A 21,868-nucleotide genomic window follows, 5' to 3' on the forward strand; every position below is an offset into this window, starting at 1 on the left:
AACAATTTTCATGTGTATATTCAACCTAATAGATTAATAGATACCGCAGCATTTAAGATACATGGTATTAGTAATAATTTTTTATTAGACAAACCCTCTTTTAAAGATATTTCTGATACATTTTTAAAATATATTAACGGTTCTGAATTAGTTATTCATAATGCCTCATTTGATGTTGGATTTATTAATCAAGAATTAGAGATATTAAAAAATAATATAAATATAGAAAAAATTGATACTATTTGTTCTATAATTGATACATTAAAAATAGCACGAAAATTATTTCCTGGAAAAAAGAATACTTTAGATGCTCTTTGTAAACGTTATAAAATAAATAAATCTCAGAGAAATTTACATAGTGCAATTATAGATGCTAACCTTTTAGGTAGATTATATCTTTTAATGACTGGTGGTCAAGAGTCTATGTTTTTCGATAACAAAAATAATAATAAAAATTTTTTTCAGAAAATAAAACATTCTGTTGTGACAACAAAAACTTTAAAAATATTGAATAGTACACAAAAAGAAATACTCTTACACAAAGAGTATCTTAAATATATGGAAAAAAATAGTATATGTTTATGGAATAAATTTTTTCATAAATCTTAAAAAGATTATTGACTGCTTTTTTAAAATATGTAAAATAGTAGTATACTAAAAAATAAGGTGCGGTAGTTCAGTTGGTTAGAATATCGGCCTGTCACGCCGGAGGTCACGGGTTCGAGTCCCGTCCGCACCGAAAAAATAAAGTATTTTTTTATAAAAAACAATAAATTTAGATTTTTTAGAACTAAGATGTTTAAATTATGTATAAAAAAACAATTTTTTCAGAATTAACTATTGCATCAAAGGTATTACAAAAATTTTTAAAAGATAAAAATCAAATATATAACATTCAAAAATCTGCTATATTAATTTCAAAATCATTTAAAAATGGGAAAAAAGTTATATCATGTGGAAATGGAGGTTCTCATTGTGATGCAGTACACTTTTCAGAAGAATTGACTAGTCTATATCGAGAAAAAAGATTAGGATATCCTGCAATATCTATCTCTGAAAGTAGCTATATGTCTGCAGTAAGTAACGATTTCGGATACGATCAGGTATTTTCACGATTTATTCAAAGCATAGGATGTTCAGGTGATACTCTTTTAGCTATCTCTACTTCCGGAAATTCCTTAAATGTTATTAAAGCAATAAAAGAAGCTAAGAAAAAAAATATTAAAACAATAGCATTAACAGGAAATAAAGGAGGACAAATTAAGGGATTATCTGATATAGAAATTTGTATTCCCTATTCTGGATATTCAGATCGAATACAAGAAATGCATATTAAAATTATTCACATAATGATATTAATTATTGAAACAGAAATGAAAAAAAAATAATTTATTTTAAGTATTAAATTCTTTTTTTTAAAACTAAAATCCTATAATAATTACAACTTATTTCCACTTTCTTAATAAATACTATTTTATAGTTTCGGAATTTCTTTATATGAGTGAGAAATACATTGTCACCTGGGATATGCTTCAAATTCATACTAGAAAACTAGCTAATCGATTACTAAAAATAAAATATTGTAATGGAATTATTGCTGTAAGCCGAGGCGGTCTTGTTCCATCTGCTTTATTAGCAAGAGAATTAGGCGTTCGATGTGTAGACACTGTATGCATTTCAAGTTACAATTATGATTGTCTAAAAAAAAATAGAAAAATTATCAAAAAAGCAGAAGGTAATGGAGAAAAAATTATTGTAATAGATGACTTAGTAGATACAGGTGGTACTGCAAGAATTATTAGAAATTTATATCCAAAAGCATATTTCGTTACTATTTTTGCAAAACCCATGGGTCGTTTATTAGTTGATGATTACGTTATAGACATTCCTCAAAATGTATGGATCGAACAACCATGGGATATGTCAATTTCTTATATTCCTCCTCTAATTCAAAACTATAAAATTCAACAAACATCTTAAAAATAAATCATATAATATTTTCTAATAGATTTTTAAAAAAATTAAAAATAACATTGAAAAATATTTTTTTTTATAAAATAAACACATAGTGAAAAGAGATATGTTTATGATAAATAAAGAAGAAAAAAAAGCAGAAAATATTAAAAATGAAGAATGCAAGCATGAAAATGATGATTTTGTGCAAACTAATTTAGTTAAATTTTTAGAAATTCAATTAAAAGAATCTAAAGAAAAAATACTAGAAAAAAAAATTTCTTCTGAAAAAGAAATAGTAATTATCACAAATAGATTAAATAAAGAAATTGATCAAACTAAAAAATTCGCATTAGAAAAGTTAATTATAAATTTTCTTCCTATCTTTGATAATATTGAACGCGCATTAAATTTAATAGAAAATAATAAATCCAACAAAGTCTTTAATAAGATTAAAGATAAATTAGAAGTTATATTAAATTTATTCAAAGAATGTTGCAAATTATTTCATATAAAAAAAATAGATAATATAAACGTATCTTTTAATCCAAGTATTCATGAAGCTATGTCCGTTCATTATACAAATGATATGGAACCTAATAAAATAGTAAATATTATGCAAACTGGTTATATTTTATATAATACGCGTTTATTACGTCCAGCGATGGTTATAGTTTCAAAACAAAAAATATAAATATAATATTTTTTAGATTTAATAATTTTATAAATATTTATAATTTTTATTAAATCTAAAATTAATATTTTTACTTTAAAATTTATTGTTTTTTAAATAATTTATGTTTTTTTATTCTTCTTTCTTTTGGATCAATTATTAAATTTCTATAGATTTCAATTCGATCTCCATCTTGTATTGTTGAATTTAAACTTACTAATTTGTTATAAATTCCAACTTTTAAACTGTATAATGAAAGATTATTTACTGAAATTAATACATTTGATTTTAATATAACATCTTTTACAGTTGCTCCTATTTTTGTATTAACCTTAAAAAAATATTGAATATCTGGTAGAGCGTATACAACTATTACTTGAATAATATTCATATTTTACTTATCTTTTATATTTTATAAATTATAATTATTTTTTAATAAATAATATTTTTGAGTTTTAATATTTATTAAAACTTATTATTTTGGAATACATTTAGTTATGTTAAATAAAAAAAAATATCATGTAAAATCTTTTAAGATTGTTAATAAAAAAGCTTATTATAATTATTTTATAGAAGAAAAATTTCAATCTGGTTTAGTGTTAGAAGGATGGGAAGTAAAATCTATTAGATCAGGTAAAGTTAACATTACAGAAAGCTATATAATTAGTTATCTTAATGAAATGTATCTTTGCAATTCTTTAATTCAACCATTAAAGGTATCTTCGACACATATTTTATACAATCCCATACGAAAAAGAAAATTATTATTAAACAAAAATGAAATAAATTTTTTATCTAATAAAAAAAAATATGTAGGATATACTCTAGTTTCATTATCTTTATTTTGGAAGAACTCTTGGTGTAAATTAGAATTCGGATTAGCAAAAGGAAAAAGTATTCAAGATAAAAGAATAGATGCAAAAACTAAAGAATGGAAAAAAGAAAGACTTAATATAATTAAAAAAAAATGAGGTGTTAAAAACATTTTATGATACATCATAATAAAGATGAAAAATGGATGAAAGTTGCTTTGAAATATGCATATTATGCAGAAAAACAAGGTGAAATTCCTATCGGTGCTGTATTAATTTTTAATGAACGTATTATAGGAATAGGTTGGAATAGTTCTATTTCTCAAAACGATCCTACTGCACATGCAGAAATTATGGCATTGCGCTATGCAGGAAAAAGAATAAAAAATTATCGATTAGTTGATAGTACATTATATGTTACTTTACAACCTTGCATAATGTGTTGTGGAGCAATTATACAAAGTCGTATCAGACGTTTAGTGTTTGGTGCAAAATCTAAAAAATTAGATGATCAATATCATTTAAAAAATATTTTTTTAAAAATTCAAAAAAAAACAAATTGAATATTACAAAAAACGTTATGAAAAAAGAATGTTCTAGTATTTTAACAAACTTTTTTCAAAAAAAAAGAAACAAATAATATTAAAATATATAAATAAATTTTAAATAATATTAATTTTCTAGAATAACTAGGGCACATGCATATAATTTTTGATCAGATATACTTACATGTATAGACGTACATTGTATTTCTTTAGATTTTTTTAAAGCACGTTTTAAAAAACGTAGTTGAGGTTTTCCCAATTTATTATTATATAATTCTAATTGATTAAATGTTATTCCATGATTTATTCCTACCCCTAAAGCTTTGGAAGCGGCTTCTTTAACTGCAAATTTTTTTGCAAGAAAAGTAATTTTATTTTTACTTAAAATATACCTTTTCAATTCTTTTAAAGATAAAATTTTTTTAGCAAAAATATCTCCATAATTAAAAAAAATTTTTTTTATACGTAAAACTTCTACTATATCTATACCTACACCTACAATTGACATTATAATAATACTCTATAAGATAAAAACTACTTTTTTAGATATAATTATTTTTTTAAAATTAGTTAAATATTCAAGTTTTTAACTAATTTTGAAAAATTAGCAATGTGTTTAGATTTTTTGTTTTTATCACATTTTATTTTTTTTAAAATTTACTTTCACCCATAAAGCAAGATGAGTTTTTATAGAAAATTCTTTTTCTATATTATATCTTGATATAATACTAATTTTTTTTATTTTTTCTGCATTATTACCAATAACAATTTTTTTTTGTCTTGTATTTTGTACTAAAATAATTGCTCTAATATATAATTCCTTATTTTTTCTTTGAAAATATTCAATTTTTACTTTTACTATAGAAGGTAATTCATCAGCTAAAAATGATATTAATTTTTCCCTAATGATTTCAGAAGTTGTAAAAAAATGAGAATTTTCTGTAATATAATCTTTAGGATATATATGAGTATTTTTTGGTAAATAAGATTGAATTATCTTATTTAATAAAACAATATTTTTTGTTTTTTTTGCAGAAATAGGTACAATTTCTGTAGTAATATTTTTTGTTTTTAAAAAATCAATAAAGGGTAATAAAATATTTTTATTTTGGATTTTATCAATTTTGTTAATTATGATAATAATAGGAATTTGAATTTTTTTTATTTTATATAAAATATGTTCATCATTTTCTGTCCAAAATAATCTATCTATAACAAGTATTATCAAAGCAGAACTTTTTATTATTTTATAAAAATAATTTTCTTTATATGTAATTTCTTTACCTTTTTTGTCAAAAATTATTCCGGGTGTATCAATATAAATACTTTGATAAGACGTTTGTGTTTTCACACCTATGATATTGTTTTGTGTTGTATTTTTTTTTCTTGATACAATAGAAATTTTTTTTCCAATTATTTTATTAATTAATGTTGATTTACCAACATTTGCTTTTCCTATAATTGTTATGTATCCGCAATATTTTTGTTTTATATTCACTCTACACCTAATTTAATTAACGCTTTTTTTGCTGCATCTTGTTCAGCTTTTCTTCTACTTGAACCAGTTCCAATTAAAAATTCTGAGATGATGCTAATTTTACAATGAATAGTAAATAATTGATTATGAGCTTCTCCAAAAATTTCAACTATAAAATATGTAGGTAAAGACAAATGTTTTGATTGTAAGTATTCTTGCAATCGTGTTTTGGGATCTTTTTGTGTATCTCCAGGACTTATTTTTTCTAAACGTTTTTCATACCATTTTAATATTAATTCTTCTACTGTTTTAATATTACTGTCTAAATAAATACTTCCAATTAATGCCTCTACAGTATTTGCTAAAATGGATTCACGACGGAAACCTCCACTTTTTAGTTCACCTTGTCCTAATTTTAAATATTCTCCTAAATCGAATTCATATGCAATTTCAGCTAAGGTATTACCACGTACTAAAGTAGCTCGCATTCGACTCATATCTCCTTCATTGATATACGGAAAATGTTGATATAAAGCATTAGCAATTACAAAACTCAAAATAGAATCACCTAAAAATTCTAATCTTTCATTATGTTTACTACTAGCACTTCTATGTGTTAATGCTTGTCTTAAAAGATCTTTATGAGTAAAAGTATATCCTAGTACTTTTTGTATTTTTTTTGTTACGATATAGTTCATGTTATACCAGTTTTAATGATATTTTAATTAATTTTACATATATAACAGGAAAAACAGAAAAATTTGATAAATTTGAAGATATACATCAATATTTATCTTAAAAAACTAATCAAATAAAAAATTTCTAATATATATTTCCAATTCTATTGATACGTATGCCAGTAGGCCATTCGTTTTCATTTTTATCAAAACTCATCCATATTTTAATAGCTTTTCCTACTAAGTTTTTTTCAGGTACAAAACCCCAATAGCGACTGTCTAAACTATTATCACGATTATCTCCCATCATAAAGTAATGATTCTCAGGTACAATCCAATTTAATTTTTTCATGTTTTTTTGTTGATAAAAATCTTTTTGAGAGTTTTTAATTATATTCAAAAATAGTATATTATGTTTTATATTATTAATATTTTCCTCTACAAGATCAAAATTAAATGAATTATATATTTTTTCTTGTGGTATTGAATTTTTTCTATCAATGAAATATATTTTTTGAATAAATTCACTTGATTGAGGATTTGAATATTTAATAGATAATTTTTCTTGACAATGATTCTTAATTAAATAATTTTGACAAATTTTTATATGCTTAGTTTTTGTATCATATTCAATTTTATCTCCAGGTAATCCTATTACACGTTTAATATAGTCGGTATTGTAATCGATAGGATGTTTAAACACTACAATATCACCACGTTTAGGAAGATTCATTTTTATCAGTGTTTTATGTGTAATAGGATCTTTAATACCATATGAGAATTTTTCTACTAAAATAAAATCACCAACTAAAAGTGTGGGCATCATAGAACCCGAAGGAATTTGAAAAGGCTCATAAATAAAAGAACGTATAATAAATATTATAAAAAAGATTGGAAAAAATGAGGCTAAAGATTTAAAAATTTTTTTTTTATCTTTTGTTTCTATTACACATTTTTTATTTAAATTATCTTTAAAAAATTTTTTTTCTAAATAATAATTTTTAATCTTTTTAAGATTATAATAAACCCAGAATACACCAGTAACTAATGTACTAATTAATAAAAAAATAGTTAATATATTAGCCATTTTAATTCCTTATATTATTTTTTACTAATATTTAAAATTTGAAGAAAAGCCGTTTTAGGCATGTTAACATTACCTATTTTTTTCATTCTTTTTTTTCCATCTTTTTGTTTTTTCAATAATTTCTTTTTTCTACTGATGTCACCACCATAGCATTTCGATAGTACATTTTTTCTTAATTGTTTAATAGTTGATCGTGCTACAATAGAATTATTAACAGTAGCTTGAATAGAAATATCAAATTGATGTCGGGGTATTAATTCTTTCATTTTATCTACTATTTCTCGTGCATGATATTGTGCTTTTTCTTGATGAGTTAAAGTTGTCAATGCATCTATTCTTTCTGAGTTAATCAAAATATCAATTCGTACCATTTTTGCAGATTTAAAGTATTTAAAATCATATTCTAATGATGCATATCCACTAGAAACAGATTTTAATTCATCAAAAAAATTTAATACCACTTCATTCATAGGTATATGATATTTTAATAAAACTTGATGAGTATGATAAACCATATTAGTTTGATAACCTCTTTTTTTTATGCATAATTTTATTACTGCGCCAAGAAACTGCGGTGGCGATAAAATATTACATTCAACTATAGGTTCTCGAATTTTTTTTATAGTATTCATCATAGGAAAATTAGAAGGCGTATCCAAATAAACTATTTTCCCGTTTATTAATTCTATTTCATAAATTACTGTTGGTGCTGTTGAAATTAAATCAATTGAATATTCTCTTTCTAAACGTGCTTGAACAATTTCCATATGTAATAAACCTAAAAATCCACATCTAAAACCAAATCCAAGAGCACTAGAATTTTCTGGTTCATAAAACAATGAAGAATCATTCAAACTTAACTTTCCTAACGCATCTCGAAATGTTTCATATTGATCAGATGATACAGGAAATAAACCAGCATATATTTGAGGTTTAACTTTTTTAAATCCAGTTAGTATATTTTTTGATGGATTTATTGTTGTTGTCAATGTATCACCAACTCGTGCTGCAGAAATATTTTTAATTCCACAAATAATCCAACCTACTTCACCACATTTCAATTCTTTTCGTTTAATTTTTTTAGGAGTAAAAATTCCCATTTGTTCAACAAAGTAATCTTTTTTTGTACTCATAACTTGAATTTTATCTTTTTCAAATAAAATTCCATTTTTAATTCTTACTAAGCATACTACACCTAAATAATTATCGAACCATGAATCGATAATTAAAGCTTGTAAAGGTGCTTCTCTTGAACCATTGGGAGAAGGGAATCGTTCAATAATATGTTCTATAAGATCCTCTATACCTTCACCTGTTTTAGCTGAACATCTAATTATATTTGATGTAGATATACCTATAACGTCTTCAATTTCTTTAGATACTCTTTCTGGGTTTGAATTAGGTAGATCTATTTTATTTAATACTGGAATAATTTCTAAGTTCATATCTAATGCAGTATAACAATTTGATAATGTTTGTGCTTCTACGCCTTGAGTAGAATCAACAATTAATAATGCTCCTTCACAGGCTGATAATGATCGAGATACTTCATATGAAAAATCTACATGACCTGGTGTATCAATAAAATTTAAATTAAAAATATTACCTTCTTTGTTTTTGTAATTAATCATAACACTTTGAGCTTTAATGGTAATTCCTCTTTCCCTTTCTAAATCCATTGAATCTAAAACTTGATTGAACATTTCTCTTTCAGATAACCCGTTACATATTTGTATTAATCGATCAGACAAAGTGGATTTTCCATGATCAATATGAGCTATAATAGAAAAATTCCTTATATTTTTCATATTTAATATTATACCGTATTTATTTTTTATATATTTTAACACGCACTAAAAATATTTTTTGTGATTTTTTTTTGAGTTTTTAATTAAAATTTTTTTTAAAAAGAATTTATAATATTTTTTAAGATTTTTAATATATAATGTATTTATTTTTTTTATAATATATAATATATTTTCTTATTAAAAAAATATACGTTAAAAAGATAATATAATCAGCAATTTATGAGTCTAAATAAAAACAAAAAAGTAATTGTTGCTATGTCTGGAGGTGTAGATTCATCAGTTTCTGCTTGGATTTTAAAAAAACAAAATTATCAAGTAGAAGGTTTATTTATGAAAAATTGGGAGGAAGATGATAAAGAACAACATTGTAACTCAGCTCAAGATTTATTTGATGTTGAAAATGTATGTAAAAAGTTAAATATATATCTTCATAAGATAAACTTTTCTGTAGAGTTTTGGGAAAACGTTTTTAAAAAATTTTTAAATGATTATAAAAATGGTAAAACACCCAATCCCGATATATTATGTAATAAAGAAATTAAATTTAATGTTTTTTTAAAATATGCTATTACAAATCTTCAAGCAGACTATATTGCAACAGGTCATTATGCACGTATAAAAAAAATTTCTGGGGAATATTTTCTTTTAAAAGGTATAGATCTTCATAAAGATCAGACTTATTTTCTATATACATTAAATAGTTTTCAACTTAAAAAAATTTTATTTCCGATTGGATCTTTAAAAAAAAGTAAAGTTCGTAATATTGCTAAAAAATTAAATTTAACAGTCGCTGAAAAAAAAGATTCCACTGGAATTTGTTTTATTGGACCTAGAAAATTAAGAAATTTTCTTAATCGATATATTTCTGAAAAACAAGGTGATATAATCACTACTTATGGAAGAGTTATTGGAAAACATTATGGTGCTTTTTATTATACATTAGGTCAAAGAAAGGGATTGGGGATTGGTGGAATTAAAGGAGAATATAATATTCCATGGTATGTAGTAGATAAAAATATTAAAAAAAACATATTAATTGTTGCTCAAGGATCTTATAATAAATATCTTATGTCTATTGGTTTAATTGCTAAAAATATTCATTGGATAAATAAAAAAAATTTATCTTTTCCAATGTCATGTATGATAAAAACACGATATCGTCAAAAAAATATCAGTTGTAATATAGAATATATAAATGATATTTATGTAAAAATTTTATTTGATGTACCAGTTTCAGCAGTTACACCAGGACAATCAGTTGTATTCTATTTGTCAGAAATATGCATAGGTGGTGGAACTATTAAATCTAGATTACCATTATTATAATTTTTTAATAATTTGAAAATAGTAAGGAGATAATTGTGATTAAAAAAATACATTCAATTACATTATCACTTGCAGGTATATGTCAATCAGTTTATTTAGTACAACAGTTAGCTCATTCAGGAAAATGTAATAATCATGCATTTAAAGCATGTTTAGAAAGTACTTTAGAAATAAATCCTACCTCCGTGATTGCAATATACGGGAATGATGAAAAAAATCTTAATTTAGGATTAAAAATTTTAATATCCATTTTAACGTTTTCTAGTTTTTCTTATTCATATTCTGAATTTATTAAATACATTTTTAACATGATAATTCTTGAAAAAAAGTTCAAAAAAAATCGTATAGCCATCTATGCATCAAAAAAAAAATTGTCAATTATATCTAGAGAATATTATGTTCATCGTAATATCAATTGTTTAATAAATCATTTAGCAAATTTATACGTTGAAATTATTAGTCCCTTAGGTTCTAGAATTTCAGTGAATGGAACAAAAATGTTTTTACAGGATAGTGAAATACAAAAAAAAATCCGATGTTTATTATTATCAGGAATTCGTTCTATAGTATTATGGAAACAATTTGGTGGGAATGAATTAAAGTTAATACTTTTTAGATGCTATATTATTAAAAAAGCAAAGAAAATATTATATAATTAAAAAAAATATAAGTTAAATCTTTAAAAAATCAGGATATAACATATGAAGTTAACTTCATTAACAGCTATTTCACCGATTGATGGTCGATATAGTAATTCTACTATATTACTAAGAGACATTTTTAGTGAATTTGGTTTTTTAAAATATCGAATTAATGTAGAAATTCAGTGGTTTAAAAAAATAATAAGTATGTCTAATATTTTAAAAATTGAGTGTATCAATTATAAAGAAACATATTTACTTGATGATATTGTTAAAAATTTTAATGAAAAAGATGCAATTTCAATTAAAAATATAGAAAAAACAACTAACCATGATATAAAATCATTAGAATATTTTTTAAAAAATAAAATTTCTAAATTAAATATTTTTTCATCAATTTTAGAGTTTATACATTTTGGTTGTACTTCAGAAGATATTAATAATATAGCTTATGCATTAATGTTAAAAGATGCTCGTGATAAAATAATTTTACCATTATGGCACAAAATAATTAAATGTTTAAAGGAAATAGTTTTTAAGTATCAACATATTACCTTATTATCTTTAACTCATGGACAACCAGCTACTCCATCAACTATGGGAAAAGAAATAGCTAATTTTTATTACCGAATGAAACGTTGTTGTATAAAAATCACAAATATAGAAATTTTAGGAAAAATGAATGGAACTACTGGTAATTATAATGCACATTTAGCTGCATATCCTAAAGTTAACTGGCATGAAATAAGCAAAAATTTTATAACATCATTAGGAATTTCTTGGAATCCATATACTACACAAATTGAACCTCATGATTATATTGCAGAATTTTTTGGCTGTATGTCATTGTTTAATACCATACTAATTGATTTTAATCGCGATATGTGGGGATATATTTCTCTTAAATATTTCAAACAAAAACTAGTAGATGATGAAATAGGTTCTTCAATTATGCCTCATAAAATCAATCCTATTGATTTTGAAAACTCTGAAGGCAATTTAGGCTTATCAAATGCTTTAATGAATCATATGATCAATAAACTACCTATTTCTAGATGGCAACGTGATCTAAGTGATTCTACAGTATTACGTAATTTAGGTGTAGTTATATCCTACTCTGTTATTGCATATAATTCTCTTTTATCAGGAATAAAAAAATTACAAATCAATGAATCGGAAATATTGAAAAAATTAGATGAAAATTGGTCTGTTTTGTCTGAACCTATACAAACGATTATGCGTCGTTATGGTATTAAAAATGCATATGAAAAATTAAAGAAATTAACTCGTGGAAAAAAAATAAATAAAAATATTATGCATATGTTTATTTCTAGTTTAGATATACCAGAAGAAGAAAAACAACGTTTAAAAAAAATGACACCTTATAATTATATTGGTTATGCAAGCCAAATTATCAATGAATTGAAATAAACAATTGATTATTTATTTTATGATACTTTATTTAAGTAATTATTTTAAATAATTTAATAAAAAAAACTAAGGAAAATTTTCTTGTGATATCGGTAATGTTAATTATCTCTCTTATTTTTTTAACTGGATATAATAATTTTATTCATGTAGAAAAAAAATTAAAAATTAATTATTTTTTAAATAAAAATATTATAGAAAAGAAGATACATAATTGGAAGAGTTTTATAAAAACTTCATCATATAAATACAATGTTGATGATAAATTAATCAAATCTGTTATTTATGCTGAATCTTCTGGTAATCCTTATGCTAAAAGCAATTCGAATGCAATCGGCTTAATGCAAATAAAACCATCTTCTGCAGGTGTTGAAATATATCGTTTAAATGGGAAAAAGGGTCAACCTTCTATTCAAGAATTATACAATCCAAAAATAAATATTGATATAGGTACTGCTTATATTAGTTTATTGCAAAAAAAAAACTTTTTGGTATCAAAAACAAAGATATAATGAGATGTGCTACTATTGTTTCGTATGTTAACGGTACTAACGCACTTCTTAAAATATTTTCTAAGAACAGAAAAGAAGCAATATCTATAATAAATAGTATGACAATAAAATCTTTTTGTGCATATATAAAAAAAAACATCCAGCAAAACAAGCATCTCATTATTTAATGAAAGTTATAATGATTTATAATTTGCTTTAAAGTGTTTTTTAGATATTTCTTAATAATAAAAAACATTATAAATTAATAGATTAATATATAAAAGATAATATCTTTTTTAGAGATTTAAAAATGGGATTTTTAAAAGACAAAAAAATTTTGATAACCGGAATTTCTAGTACAAAATCAATTGCTTTTAACATAGCAAAATCTATGTATAGTCAAAAAGCAGAATTAGGATTTGTATGTCAAAATGAAAAAATTAGCAATAGAATAAAAAAAATAGCAGCATCAATGAAATCTAATATTGTACTTTCATGTGATTTTAGTGATGATAAAAATATAAGAAAAATGTGTTCAAATTTATTTAAGGTGTGGAAAAAGTTTGATGGATTAGTTCATTCTATTGCTTATTGTCCTAAAAATTTTTTTTATGGAGATTTTATTGATAATATTACTAGAGAGGGTTTTAATATTTCTCATGAAATTAGTTGCTATAGTTTTTTAGGATTAGTAAAAGAATGCAGAACAATGTTAAATGATTTTTCTTCTTTATTAACTTTATCTTATCTAGGGTCACAACGTGTAATACCTAATTACAACATCATGGGTTTAGCTAAAGCTTCATTAGAAGCAAATGTTCGTTATATGGCTTATACACTAGGTAAAAAAAATATTCGTGTTAATGCTATTTCATCCGGTCCCATTAAAACTGTTTCTTCTTATAGTATTAAGGATTTTAGTAAAATACAAGAATATCATCATTCATGTTCATTGATAAAAAATCCTATTACTGGTAAAAATATAGGAAATGTTGCATCTTTTTTATTGTCTGATTTATCTATTGGTATTACTGGTTCAGTTATTTATGTTGATAATGGTTTTAATGTTAGTGCTATAAAATAATATATTTTATTGTTTACATATATAAAAAAAATCATATATTTTTTAAAATTAAAAAATGTATATGTTTAAATAAAAAATTTATAATTTTTTATTTTTTAAAAATAAGTTATTATATAAAATCAATAATTAAAATTTTTTATAAATTTTATCTAAAAAAATATCTATGCTATTTTACAAATAAGTTATATATTTAAATCAATTTTTAAATTTATAAAATTATTAATTTTTTACTATGACAATTAGGTTTTACTATTATGTTCCAAAACAATCCATTACTTGCACAGTTAAAAAAAAATATACATGCTAAAATACCTCGTGTTGAAGGCATAGTAAAAAGCACTGAAAGAGGATTTGGATTTTTAGAAATTGATACCCAAAAAAGTTATTTTATCCCTCCTAAAAATATGAAAAAAGTTATGCATGGAGATCGAATAATCGCTTTATTAAAAATAGAAAAAGATAGGGAAATAATTGAACCTGAGAAATTAATTGAACCTTTTTTAAATAGATTTGTAGGGAAAATAGAAAAAAAAGATAAAAAAATATTTATTTTGCCCGACTACCCATTTTTAAAAAATCTGATTATATGTCAAAATGAAAAAAACTGTACAAATATTTTTCAAGATGGAGATTGGGCTATAGCGAGACTAACAAAACATAAACTTAATGGAGATCATTTTTTTTATGCCGAATTAATTGAAAAAATAATAAAAAAAGATGATCCTTTTATACCATGGTGGGTAACTTTAGCACGTCATAATCTTGCAAGAAATGAACCTTTAGTAAATACAAAAAATTTTGAACTAAGAGAAGATTTTGATAGAAAAGATTTAACAAATTTAGATTTTATTACTATAGACAATAGTAACACAAAAGATATTGATGATGCTCTTTTTATTGATGAAACTCCTAATGGAGAATTTTGTTTAACTGTAGCAATAGCTGATCCCACTGCTTATATAAGAAATGGTAGTAAATTAGATCTCATTGCATATAACAGAAGTTTTACAAATTATTTACCTGGATTTAATATTCCTATGTTACCTAGAAACTTATCAGAAGACATATGTTCATTAAATCCAAATGAACGTCGTCCAGTATTAGCATGTCATATCAATATTTTAAAAGATGGAAGTATATCAAATAACATTAAATTTTTTTTAGCATGGATAAAATCCAAATCGAAATTATCTTATGAACATGTTTCAGATTGGATCGAAAAATCTGGACCATGGATACCACCTACAAAATCTATAGAAAATCAAATAAAACGCTTATATCATCTGTGTTTACTACGAATAAAGTGGCGTTCAAAACATGCTGTATTATTTAAAGATAGTCTAGAATACCGTTTTCATCTATCTGAAAACGGGAAAGTTATAGATGTTTTTGTAGAAAAAAGACGTATTGCTCATAAAATTGTTGAAGAATCTATGATTATTGCAAATATGTCTGCAGCTAATTTTTTATCTAAAAATCTTGGTTTTGGTATATATAATGTACATTCTGGATTTGATCTTACTAATGCTGAAAATGCAGTTGCTTTTTTAAAAAATTACGATTTAAACTTTACTGTTCAAGAAATTACTACACTAAAAGGTTTCTGTAAACTTAGACGTATTTTAAATATGTTATCTAATAGATATATTGATAGTCGAATTCGTCGTTTTCAATCTTTTGGTGATTTTAGTACAGTACCAGGACCTCATTTTGCACTTGGTTTTTCAGAATATGCAACTTGGACTTCTCCTATCCGTAAATATAGTGATATGATTAATCATCGCTTATTAAAATCTATTATTAAAAAAGAAAAATCAATTAAACCCAGTGAAGAAATTAAATTAAAAATAAGCGAACAAAAAAGACGTAATAGAATTGCTGAACGAGATGTTTCAGATTGGCTCTATACTATATTGTTACAAAAAAAAGAGCATAGAAATAAAAAGTTTAATGCTGAAATTATTGATATTTCAAAAAATGGAATGAGAGCTCGTTTAATAGAAAATGGTGCTAATGTTTTTATTCCCGGTGCTTTCTTACATACAATTAGAGATGAATTAATATTTAATCAAGAAATGGGGAAAGTTTTTATCAATGGTGTTATGAACTATAAAGTTTCTGACTTAATCCCTGTGACTTTATCAGATATTCGATTAGAAACTCGCAGTATTATTGCTAAACCTGAAAATTAATTTATATATTAAAAGATATTATACACATAAAAATTTTTTTAAATAAAAAAAATATTTTCAAAAAAGTTATAAAAATTTAACATACATTAGGAGTATGATATATGAATATTTCTATTTTTGATTTATCTATATATATAAAGTTTTTTATAGGATTATGTGCTTTAGTTAATCCAATTGGAATGATTCCTATTTTTACAACTATGACTCATGGTCAATCTGTTCTAGAAAAACAAAGAACTAATTTAGTTGCCAACTTCTCAGCATCATTAATTTTAATTATATCATTATTTTTTGGAAGTAGTATTTTAAATGCATTTGGCATATCTATTAGTTCTTTTCGCATTGCAGGAGGAATTCTTATTATTAGTATAGCTTTTTCTATGATTACTGGAGAATTTATAAATCAAATAAAAAAAATAAAAGAAAATAAAATATCACAAAACATAAGTGTAGTTCCATTAGCTATGCCTTTAATTGCAGGACCTGGAGCAATTAGTTCAACTATTGTCTGGAGTACTTATTATTCTACTTGGATAAATTTATTTGGATGTAGCCTAGCGATTTTTTTATTTTCATTAGTATGTTGGTTATGTTTTCAAGCAGCTCCATGTGTAGTAAAAATTTTAGGCCAAACAGGAATTAATATTATTACTCGTATTATGGGTTTATTATTAATGTCTCTAGGAATAGAATTTATTACTATTGGTATTAGTACTGTTTTTCCTGGGTTATTAAATTAATTATTTTTTATATAAATCTTATGAATGATTTTTTACAAAATAAAATTATTTTTTTTCGTAATTTAGGAATAGAGAATTGGTCAACAACTTTTAAAAAAATGCATGATTTTACGATATTACGTAATGTTTATACATTTGATGAAATATGGTTTGTAGAGCATTATCCAATTTTCACACAAGGTCAATCATATAATAATGAAAAAGAAAAAAATTTAATTCATATTAATAATATACCTTTGATAAAAACTAACAGAGGGGGGAAAATCACTTATCATGGACCTGGTCAACAGATAGTATACTTTTTAATTGATCTTAAACGTCGACATCTTACTATTCGTCAATTAATAAATATAATGGAAAAAACGATAGTAACTGCTTTAGAGAAACTGTATATAAAAGCATATACTAAAAAACAATCACCCGGTGTATACATAAATAAAAAAAAAATATGCTCTTTAGGATTAAGAGTAAAAAAAAATTTTACACTTCATGGTTTAGCGATTAATGTAAATATGGATTTGACACCTTTTAATTATATTTATCCTTGTGGAGATATAAATATAAAAATGACACAAATAAAAGATTTTAATAAAGAAATTAAATTAGAAGATTTAAAAATTATTTTAATTAAAACATTATCTGAATTTTTTCAAGTTTTTATGATAAAAAAGGGTAAATAATGAAATTTTTATAAGTAAATATCATAATATGTAAATATAAATTTTGTTAAAAAAAATCTTATACATTATCATATAATATATATTTTAATACTCGTAATTGAGATAATAAATTTTATGAAGATAAATAAAGATATTTTATTAAAAAAGAATATATCAAAAAAATTAAATATTATTCCAACTAAAAAAATTTATAATTTTACAAAAAAATTAAAAAAACCTAATTGGATAAAAGTCAAAATACCGATTAATACATCTCGTATAAATCAAATAAAAAATGCTTTACGTAAAAATAATTTACATTCTGTTTGTGAAGAAGCACATTGTCCTAATCTATCTGAATGTTTTAATAAAGGAACTGCAACATTTATGATTCTTGGATCAATATGCACACGAAATTGTCCGTTTTGTGCAGTCTTTCATGGAACACCAAATCCTGTAAATATAGAAGAGCCTGAAAAATTATCTAATACAATTTTTGACATGGGTATTGATTATGTTGTAATAACATCAGTAGTACGTGATGATTTATATGATGGAGGAGCTCAACATTTTGTTAATTGTATTCAATCTATTAGAAATAAAAATCAGGTAAAAATTGAAATACTAGTTCCTGACTTTCGTGGAAAACTAAAATTAGTTTTAAATATATTTAATACATCGTTACCTGATGTTTTTAATCATAATATAGAAAGTATTCCTAGAATATATAAAATAATTCGTCCTGGAGCAAATTATAAAAAGTCATTGTCTTTATTAGAAGAATTTAAAAAAAAATATATTAATATTCCTACAAAATCAGGTTTAATGTTAGGACTTGGTGAAAAAGATTGGGAAATCACTCAAGTTATGAAAGATCTTTATTCAAGTGGGGTTACTTTATTAACAGTAGGACAATATCTCCAACCCAGTATTCGTCATTTTCCAGTACAACGTTATATACCACTTGAAGAATTTGAAAATATAAAAAAAGAAGCCTTGTCTATTGGTTTTTCTAATGCTTTTTGTGGTCCTTTTGTTCGTTCATCATATCACGCTAGTTTTCAATCGCTTTTGTCTGTTAAGAAATAATATTGATATCATTTCAAGATGAATTTTTATAAATATTTTTATACATTATGCAATTAGTATTTTTGCATAAAAAATGTATAGAAAATAATATATTTTTATTGATGTATATTATATATATTAGAGGTTATATAGTGTTAAATCCTATTTTTTTCAAAATGCCTAAAATTATCATTGCACTAGATTTTTCTGATAAAAAATCAGCTATGAAGTTAATTGATCTTTTAAATCCATCTATTTATTTTTTAAAAATTGGTAAAGAAATGTTTACAATTTTAGGTTGTAAATTTATACAAGAATTACATCGACTAGGATTTAGTATATTTCTTGATTTAAAATTCCATGATATCCCTAATACTGTTTTTAATGCTACAAAAGCAGCTGCAGATTTAGGGATATGGATGTTAAGTGTTCATGCATCTGGAGGTAAAAAAATGATGATTTCAGCAAAAAAAGCATTAAAATCTTTTAAAAAACCACCTTTATTAATAGCTATAACAGCTTTAACTAGTTTAAAAGAAGAAGATTTAAAAGAAATTGGAGTTAAAATGTCATTAACAGAATATATTTTAACTTTATCAAAGTTATCCAATGATTGTGGTTTAGATGGAATTGTATGTCCAGGAGAAGAAGCAAAGAAAATAAAATTTTTATTTGGTAATAAATATAAAATTATTACACCGGGGATTAGATTTTCTAAAGATTTGTTATATGATCAAAATAACATAATCACTCCTAAAAAAGCTAAAGAATATAAAATAGATTATATAGTCGTAGGACGCTCTATCACCAAGTCAAAAAATCCAATTAAAAAATTAGATTTGATAATAAAATCTATGCAATAAAAAAACAAATGTGTCATTCTTGATTAGGAGTTTTTATGCAATTAATAAAAATAGAAAAAGCAATGTTGCCTACTCCTTGGGGTAATTTTTTTATTTTTGGTTTTGAAGAAAAGAAAAATGGTAAAAATCATGTTGCTCTTGTATATGGAAATATCAAAAAAAATACTCCTATTCTTTCTAGAGTACATTCAGAATGTCTTACAGGAGATGCACTTTTTAGCTTAAGATGTGATTGTGGTACTCAATTAGAAATGGCAATGAAGATAATTTCTAAAGAAGGAACAGGTGTGTTGATTTATCATCGTCAAGAAGGAAGAAATATTGGTTTACTAAACAAAATAAAGGCATACGCCTTACAAGATCAAGGGTTAGATACTGTTGAAGCTAATGAAAAATTAGGTTTTTCTGCAGATGAAAGAGATTTTTCATTATGTGCCGATATATTTAAAATATTAAATATTAAAAAAATTCGCTTATTAACAAACAATCCATTTAAAGTAAAAATGCTTACTAACGCAGGAATAAATATTGTAGAACGTGTACCTATTATAGCAGAAAAAAATTCAAAAAATTCTTTTTATTTAAAAACCAAAGCTAAAAAAATGGGTCATTTATTATATGAATAATTGTTTTTATGTAAATTTTAAACCCTTAGTTATTTTAAAGTATTTTACTAAATTAAAAAAAAATAAAGTTTTAAAAAAAGCAACTATGAATTTTGACTTATAAAAAAAAATATTAATATTGTTATATATTAATATTTTTAATATAAAAAGTCATATTATTTTTAATAATCAAATCTTTATTAAAAACTATATAATTATAATAAGGGACTTAAAAAATAAAATATTTTCTCTAATATTCTTGTCCAATATGCTCGCATAGACCAAACTTTTTTATCTAATAGAACAGAATCAGAAATATATTGTTTTTGTATACAAAACAAGTTTTTTCCAAAATGACTATCATCAATAACTAAGGTGATTTCAAAATTCAACCAAAGGCTTCTCATATCTAAATTTGCAGTGCCAATTAAACTTAATTGTTGATCTACTAAAATACTTTTACTATGTAATAAACCTTTTTTAAATTGATAAATTTTTACACCTGCTTCTAATAATTCAGTAAAAAAAACTCTACTTGCCCATTTAACTAAGATAGAATCATGATATAAAGGTATGATAATACTCACTTTAACACCTCTTTGAGCCGCAGTGCAAATAGCATACAATAAATCTTCACTAGGCACTAGATAAGGTGTAGTCATAATTAATTCATGTTTAGCAGAATAAATAGCAGTTAATAAAGCTTGATGAATCATATTTTCAGGAAAACCTGGACCAGATGCAATAACTTGAATACTAGAATTTTTATTAGAATTATCTTTTAAAATTGTTTTATTTGGTAATGGAGGTAAAATTTTTAAACCAGTTTCAATTTCCCAATCACATGAATAAATAATTCCCATGGTTGCTGCTATAGGTCCTTCTATTCTTGTCATCAAGTCGATCCATTGACCAATACCAGAAGATTTTTTAAATAAAAAAGGATCAACAAGATTCATACTTCCAGAATATACAATATAATTATCAATTAATATAATTTTTCTATGTTGTCTAACATCTAATCTTCTTAGAAAAACTCGTAATAAACTAACTTTTAACGCTTCTACTACTTGGATTCCAGATTTTCTCATAATGTCAACCCAAGGACTTCGAAAAAACGCTATACTTCCTGCAGAATCTAACATTAATCTACAATGTATTCCGCGTTTTGCAGATTTAATTAAAGCCATTGCTACATCATCTGCTATTCCACCAGGTTTCCAAATATAAAATACCATTTCAATATTTTTACGGGCTAAGGAAATATCACGTATTAGAGTTTCTATAATTTTATTAGTGTTAGTTAAAAGTTTTAATTTATTACTTTTTATTCCAGAAATTCCTTGTCTATGTTTACATAATTGAAATAAAGAAGTCGCTACTTCACTATTTTTTATTTGAAAAATATATGTACGAGACTTTAGTTCATTAAGCCATGTGTTAGACATAGACCAAATTCTATTTGCTATTTTTTTTTGTCTTTTATCTAAATATAATTCACCAAAGAAAAACCAAATAAAAATTCCAATAAATGGAATAATATAAACACTTAGCAACCAAGACAAAGAAGAAGCTATACTACGTCTTTTTTTAATTAAAACACGAAAAGTAATATTAGCAATTAACAACCAATATATTAGAAAAATTAAACATTTTATTAAACTAAAAAAAATATTCATTCATTAAAAATCCTATTTATACTTGTTAAAAAAGAATTTTTATTCTAAATTTAATTATGT

The 21,868-nt window shown here is 23.8% G+C and carries 25 protein-coding genes and 1 tRNA gene (1 of these 26 cut by a window edge); 19 read left to right on the top strand and 7 right to left on the bottom strand.

Annotated elements, in window-relative coordinates; genetic code table 11:
* The 5 genes from dnaQ to D9V66_RS01295 all read left to right on the top strand — a co-directional run.
* Positions 1-609, top strand: partial view of a DNA polymerase III subunit epsilon gene (dnaQ, locus tag D9V66_RS01275; protein ID WP_187308382.1) — the 3' portion only. It extends 129 nt beyond the left edge of the window; only the last 609 of its 738 coding nucleotides appear in the window; its start codon lies off the left edge, out of view; it ends in the stop codon at positions 607-609.
* 56 nt (positions 610-665) lie between these two features.
* Positions 666-739, top strand: a tRNA-Asp gene (locus D9V66_RS01280).
* A gap of 67 nt (positions 740-806) precedes the next feature.
* Positions 807-1,388, top strand: a complete 582-nt coding sequence (lpcA, locus tag D9V66_RS01285) for a D-sedoheptulose 7-phosphate isomerase (protein ID WP_158365644.1) — start codon at positions 807-809, stop codon at positions 1,386-1,388.
* Between the two features lie 109 nt (positions 1,389-1,497).
* Positions 1,498-1,980, top strand: a complete 483-nt coding sequence (gpt, locus tag D9V66_RS01290) for a xanthine phosphoribosyltransferase (protein WP_158365645.1) — start codon at positions 1,498-1,500, stop codon at positions 1,978-1,980.
* 106 nt (positions 1,981-2,086) lie between these two features.
* On the top strand, positions 2,087-2,647 hold the full coding sequence (locus tag D9V66_RS01295; RefSeq protein ID WP_158365646.1) for a nucleotide exchange factor GrpE: 561 nt from the start codon (positions 2,087-2,089) through the stop codon (positions 2,645-2,647).
* Positions 2,648-2,729: 82 nt separating this feature from the next.
* Here D9V66_RS01295 and D9V66_RS01300 read toward each other — a convergent pair whose 3' ends face one another.
* Complete coding sequence (locus tag D9V66_RS01300; RefSeq protein ID WP_158365647.1) at positions 2,730-3,017, bottom strand: RnfH family protein; 288 nt, start codon at positions 3,015-3,017, stop codon at positions 2,730-2,732.
* 106 nt (positions 3,018-3,123) lie between these two features.
* Between D9V66_RS01300 and smpB the strand changes: the two genes are divergently transcribed.
* Together smpB and tadA are read left to right on the top strand one after the other, a co-directional pair.
* Positions 3,124-3,597 carry an SsrA-binding protein SmpB gene (gene smpB / locus D9V66_RS01305; RefSeq protein WP_158365648.1) on the top strand — a complete coding sequence of 158 codons (474 nt, stop codon included), beginning with the start codon at positions 3,124-3,126 and terminating at the stop codon, positions 3,595-3,597.
* Positions 3,598-3,614: 17 nt separating this feature from the next.
* Complete coding sequence (gene tadA / locus D9V66_RS01310) at positions 3,615-4,001, top strand: tRNA adenosine(34) deaminase TadA (RefSeq protein WP_410051772.1); 387 nt, start codon at positions 3,615-3,617, stop codon at positions 3,999-4,001.
* Between the two features lie 109 nt (positions 4,002-4,110).
* Here tadA and acpS read toward each other — a convergent pair whose 3' ends face one another.
* The 5 genes from acpS to lepA all read right to left on the bottom strand — a co-directional run bounded on the left by acpS (position 4,111) and on the right by lepA (position 9,032).
* Positions 4,111-4,491, bottom strand: a complete 381-nt coding sequence (gene acpS / locus D9V66_RS01315; RefSeq protein ID WP_158365649.1) for a holo-ACP synthase — start codon at positions 4,489-4,491, stop codon at positions 4,111-4,113.
* Between the two features lie 126 nt (positions 4,492-4,617).
* Entirely contained in the window at positions 4,618-5,481 is an 864-nt protein-coding gene (gene era / locus D9V66_RS01320; protein WP_158365650.1) for a GTPase Era, read from the bottom strand.
* A complete protein-coding gene (rnc, locus tag D9V66_RS01325; protein ID WP_158365651.1) occupies positions 5,478-6,158 on the bottom strand; it encodes a ribonuclease III in 681 nt (226 codons plus the stop codon). Before rnc ends, era begins: the two co-directional genes overlap by 4 nt.
* A gap of 124 nt (positions 6,159-6,282) precedes the next feature.
* A complete protein-coding gene (lepB, locus tag D9V66_RS01330) occupies positions 6,283-7,224 on the bottom strand; it encodes a signal peptidase I (protein ID WP_158365652.1) in 942 nt (313 codons plus the stop codon).
* A 14-nt stretch (positions 7,225-7,238) separates the two neighbouring features.
* Positions 7,239-9,032, bottom strand: a complete 1,794-nt coding sequence (lepA, locus tag D9V66_RS01335; RefSeq protein WP_187308381.1) for a translation elongation factor 4 — start codon at positions 9,030-9,032, stop codon at positions 7,239-7,241.
* Between the two features lie 219 nt (positions 9,033-9,251).
* Between lepA and mnmA the strand changes: the two genes are divergently transcribed.
* The 12 genes from mnmA (at position 9,252) to ribA (ending at position 20,150) form a co-directional block, all read left to right on the top strand.
* Positions 9,252-10,358: a tRNA 2-thiouridine(34) synthase MnmA gene (mnmA, locus tag D9V66_RS01340; protein WP_158365654.1), complete on the top strand. Its 1,107-nt coding sequence runs from the start codon at positions 9,252-9,254 to the stop codon at positions 10,356-10,358.
* Positions 10,359-10,393: 35 nt separating this feature from the next.
* Positions 10,394-11,017: a high frequency lysogenization protein HflD gene (gene hflD, locus D9V66_RS01345; RefSeq protein ID WP_261979333.1), complete on the top strand. Its 624-nt coding sequence runs from the start codon at positions 10,394-10,396 to the stop codon at positions 11,015-11,017.
* Positions 11,018-11,059: 42 nt separating this feature from the next.
* Entirely contained in the window at positions 11,060-12,430 is a 1,371-nt protein-coding gene (gene purB / locus D9V66_RS01350; protein ID WP_158365655.1) for an adenylosuccinate lyase, read from the top strand.
* Between the two features lie 95 nt (positions 12,431-12,525).
* Complete coding sequence (locus D9V66_RS01355; RefSeq protein WP_261979334.1) at positions 12,526-12,939, top strand: transglycosylase SLT domain-containing protein; 414 nt, start codon at positions 12,526-12,528, stop codon at positions 12,937-12,939.
* Entirely contained in the window at positions 12,939-13,106 is a 168-nt protein-coding gene (locus D9V66_RS03220; protein WP_261979335.1) for a hypothetical protein, read from the top strand. The genes D9V66_RS01355 and D9V66_RS03220 overlap by 1 nt, the downstream gene beginning before the upstream one ends.
* 122 nt (positions 13,107-13,228) lie before the next feature.
* The gene (locus D9V66_RS01360) at positions 13,229-14,002 is read left to right on the top strand and encodes an enoyl-ACP reductase (protein ID WP_158365656.1); all 774 of its coding nucleotides are present in this window, start codon (positions 13,229-13,231) and stop codon (positions 14,000-14,002) included.
* 254 nt (positions 14,003-14,256) lie between these two features.
* Positions 14,257-16,194 (top strand): exoribonuclease II, encoded by a 1,938-nt coding sequence (gene rnb, locus D9V66_RS01365; protein ID WP_158365657.1) that lies wholly within the window; start codon positions 14,257-14,259, stop codon positions 16,192-16,194.
* Between the two features lie 101 nt (positions 16,195-16,295).
* Entirely contained in the window at positions 16,296-16,934 is a 639-nt protein-coding gene (locus D9V66_RS01370; protein ID WP_158365658.1) for a YchE family NAAT transporter, read from the top strand.
* Between the two features lie 20 nt (positions 16,935-16,954).
* On the top strand, positions 16,955-17,614 hold the full coding sequence (gene lipB / locus D9V66_RS01375; protein ID WP_158365659.1) for a lipoyl(octanoyl) transferase LipB: 660 nt from the start codon (positions 16,955-16,957) through the stop codon (positions 17,612-17,614).
* A gap of 114 nt (positions 17,615-17,728) precedes the next feature.
* Positions 17,729-18,682, top strand: coding sequence for a lipoyl synthase (gene lipA / locus D9V66_RS01380; RefSeq protein WP_158365660.1), 954 nt, complete (start codon positions 17,729-17,731; stop codon positions 18,680-18,682).
* Positions 18,683-18,813: 131 nt separating this feature from the next.
* Positions 18,814-19,524 carry an orotidine-5'-phosphate decarboxylase gene (gene pyrF, locus D9V66_RS01385; RefSeq protein WP_158365661.1) on the top strand — a complete coding sequence of 237 codons (711 nt, stop codon included), beginning with the start codon at positions 18,814-18,816 and terminating at the stop codon, positions 19,522-19,524.
* 35 nt (positions 19,525-19,559) lie between these two features.
* The gene (ribA, locus tag D9V66_RS01390) at positions 19,560-20,150 is read left to right on the top strand and encodes a GTP cyclohydrolase II (protein ID WP_158365662.1); all 591 of its coding nucleotides are present in this window, start codon (positions 19,560-19,562) and stop codon (positions 20,148-20,150) included.
* A gap of 194 nt (positions 20,151-20,344) precedes the next feature.
* Here the strand turns inward: ribA and cls are convergent, their stop codons facing one another.
* Positions 20,345-21,808 (bottom strand): cardiolipin synthase, encoded by a 1,464-nt coding sequence (gene cls / locus D9V66_RS01395; RefSeq protein ID WP_158365663.1) that lies wholly within the window; start codon positions 21,806-21,808, stop codon positions 20,345-20,347.
* Positions 21,809-21,868: the final 60 nt, after the last annotated feature.

This window comes from Buchnera aphidicola (Brevicoryne brassicae), from assembly GCF_005082825.1.
In the GTDB taxonomy this organism is placed as follows: domain Bacteria; phylum Pseudomonadota; class Gammaproteobacteria; order Enterobacterales; family Enterobacteriaceae; genus Buchnera; species Buchnera aphidicola_AK.

Coding starts and splice junctions, on each gene's coding strand:
- lpcA (WP_158365644.1), top strand. CDS start 807: ATGTATAAAAAAACAATTTTTTCAGAATTAACTATTGCATCAAAGGTA.
- gpt (WP_158365645.1), top strand. CDS start 1,498: ATGAGTGAGAAATACATTGTCACCTGGGATATGCTTCAAATTCATACT.
- D9V66_RS01295 (WP_158365646.1), top strand. CDS start 2,087: ATGATAAATAAAGAAGAAAAAAAAGCAGAAAATATTAAAAATGAAGAA.
- D9V66_RS01300 (WP_158365647.1), bottom strand. CDS start 3,017: ATGAATATTATTCAAGTAATAGTTGTATACGCTCTACCAGATATTCAA.
- smpB (WP_158365648.1), top strand. CDS start 3,124: ATGTTAAATAAAAAAAAATATCATGTAAAATCTTTTAAGATTGTTAAT.
- tadA (WP_410051772.1), top strand. CDS start 3,615: ATGATACATCATAATAAAGATGAAAAATGGATGAAAGTTGCTTTGAAA.
- acpS (WP_158365649.1), bottom strand. CDS start 4,491: ATGTCAATTGTAGGTGTAGGTATAGATATAGTAGAAGTTTTACGTATA.
- rnc (WP_158365651.1), bottom strand. CDS start 6,158: ATGAACTATATCGTAACAAAAAAAATACAAAAAGTACTAGGATATACT.
- lepB (WP_158365652.1), bottom strand. CDS start 7,224: ATGGCTAATATATTAACTATTTTTTTATTAATTAGTACATTAGTTACT.
- lepA (WP_187308381.1), bottom strand. CDS start 9,032: ATGAAAAATATAAGGAATTTTTCTATTATAGCTCATATTGATCATGGA.
- mnmA (WP_158365654.1), top strand. CDS start 9,252: ATGAGTCTAAATAAAAACAAAAAAGTAATTGTTGCTATGTCTGGAGGT.
- purB (WP_158365655.1), top strand. CDS start 11,060: ATGAAGTTAACTTCATTAACAGCTATTTCACCGATTGATGGTCGATAT.
- D9V66_RS01355 (WP_261979334.1), top strand. CDS start 12,526: ATGTTAATTATCTCTCTTATTTTTTTAACTGGATATAATAATTTTATT.
- D9V66_RS03220 (WP_261979335.1), top strand. CDS start 12,939: ATGAGATGTGCTACTATTGTTTCGTATGTTAACGGTACTAACGCACTT.
- D9V66_RS01360 (WP_158365656.1), top strand. CDS start 13,229: ATGGGATTTTTAAAAGACAAAAAAATTTTGATAACCGGAATTTCTAGT.
- rnb (WP_158365657.1), top strand. CDS start 14,257: ATGTTCCAAAACAATCCATTACTTGCACAGTTAAAAAAAAATATACAT.
- D9V66_RS01370 (WP_158365658.1), top strand. CDS start 16,296: ATGAATATTTCTATTTTTGATTTATCTATATATATAAAGTTTTTTATA.
- lipB (WP_158365659.1), top strand. CDS start 16,955: ATGAATGATTTTTTACAAAATAAAATTATTTTTTTTCGTAATTTAGGA.
- lipA (WP_158365660.1), top strand. CDS start 17,729: ATGAAGATAAATAAAGATATTTTATTAAAAAAGAATATATCAAAAAAA.
- ribA (WP_158365662.1), top strand. CDS start 19,560: ATGCAATTAATAAAAATAGAAAAAGCAATGTTGCCTACTCCTTGGGGT.
- cls (WP_158365663.1), bottom strand. CDS start 21,808: ATGAATATTTTTTTTAGTTTAATAAAATGTTTAATTTTTCTAATATAT.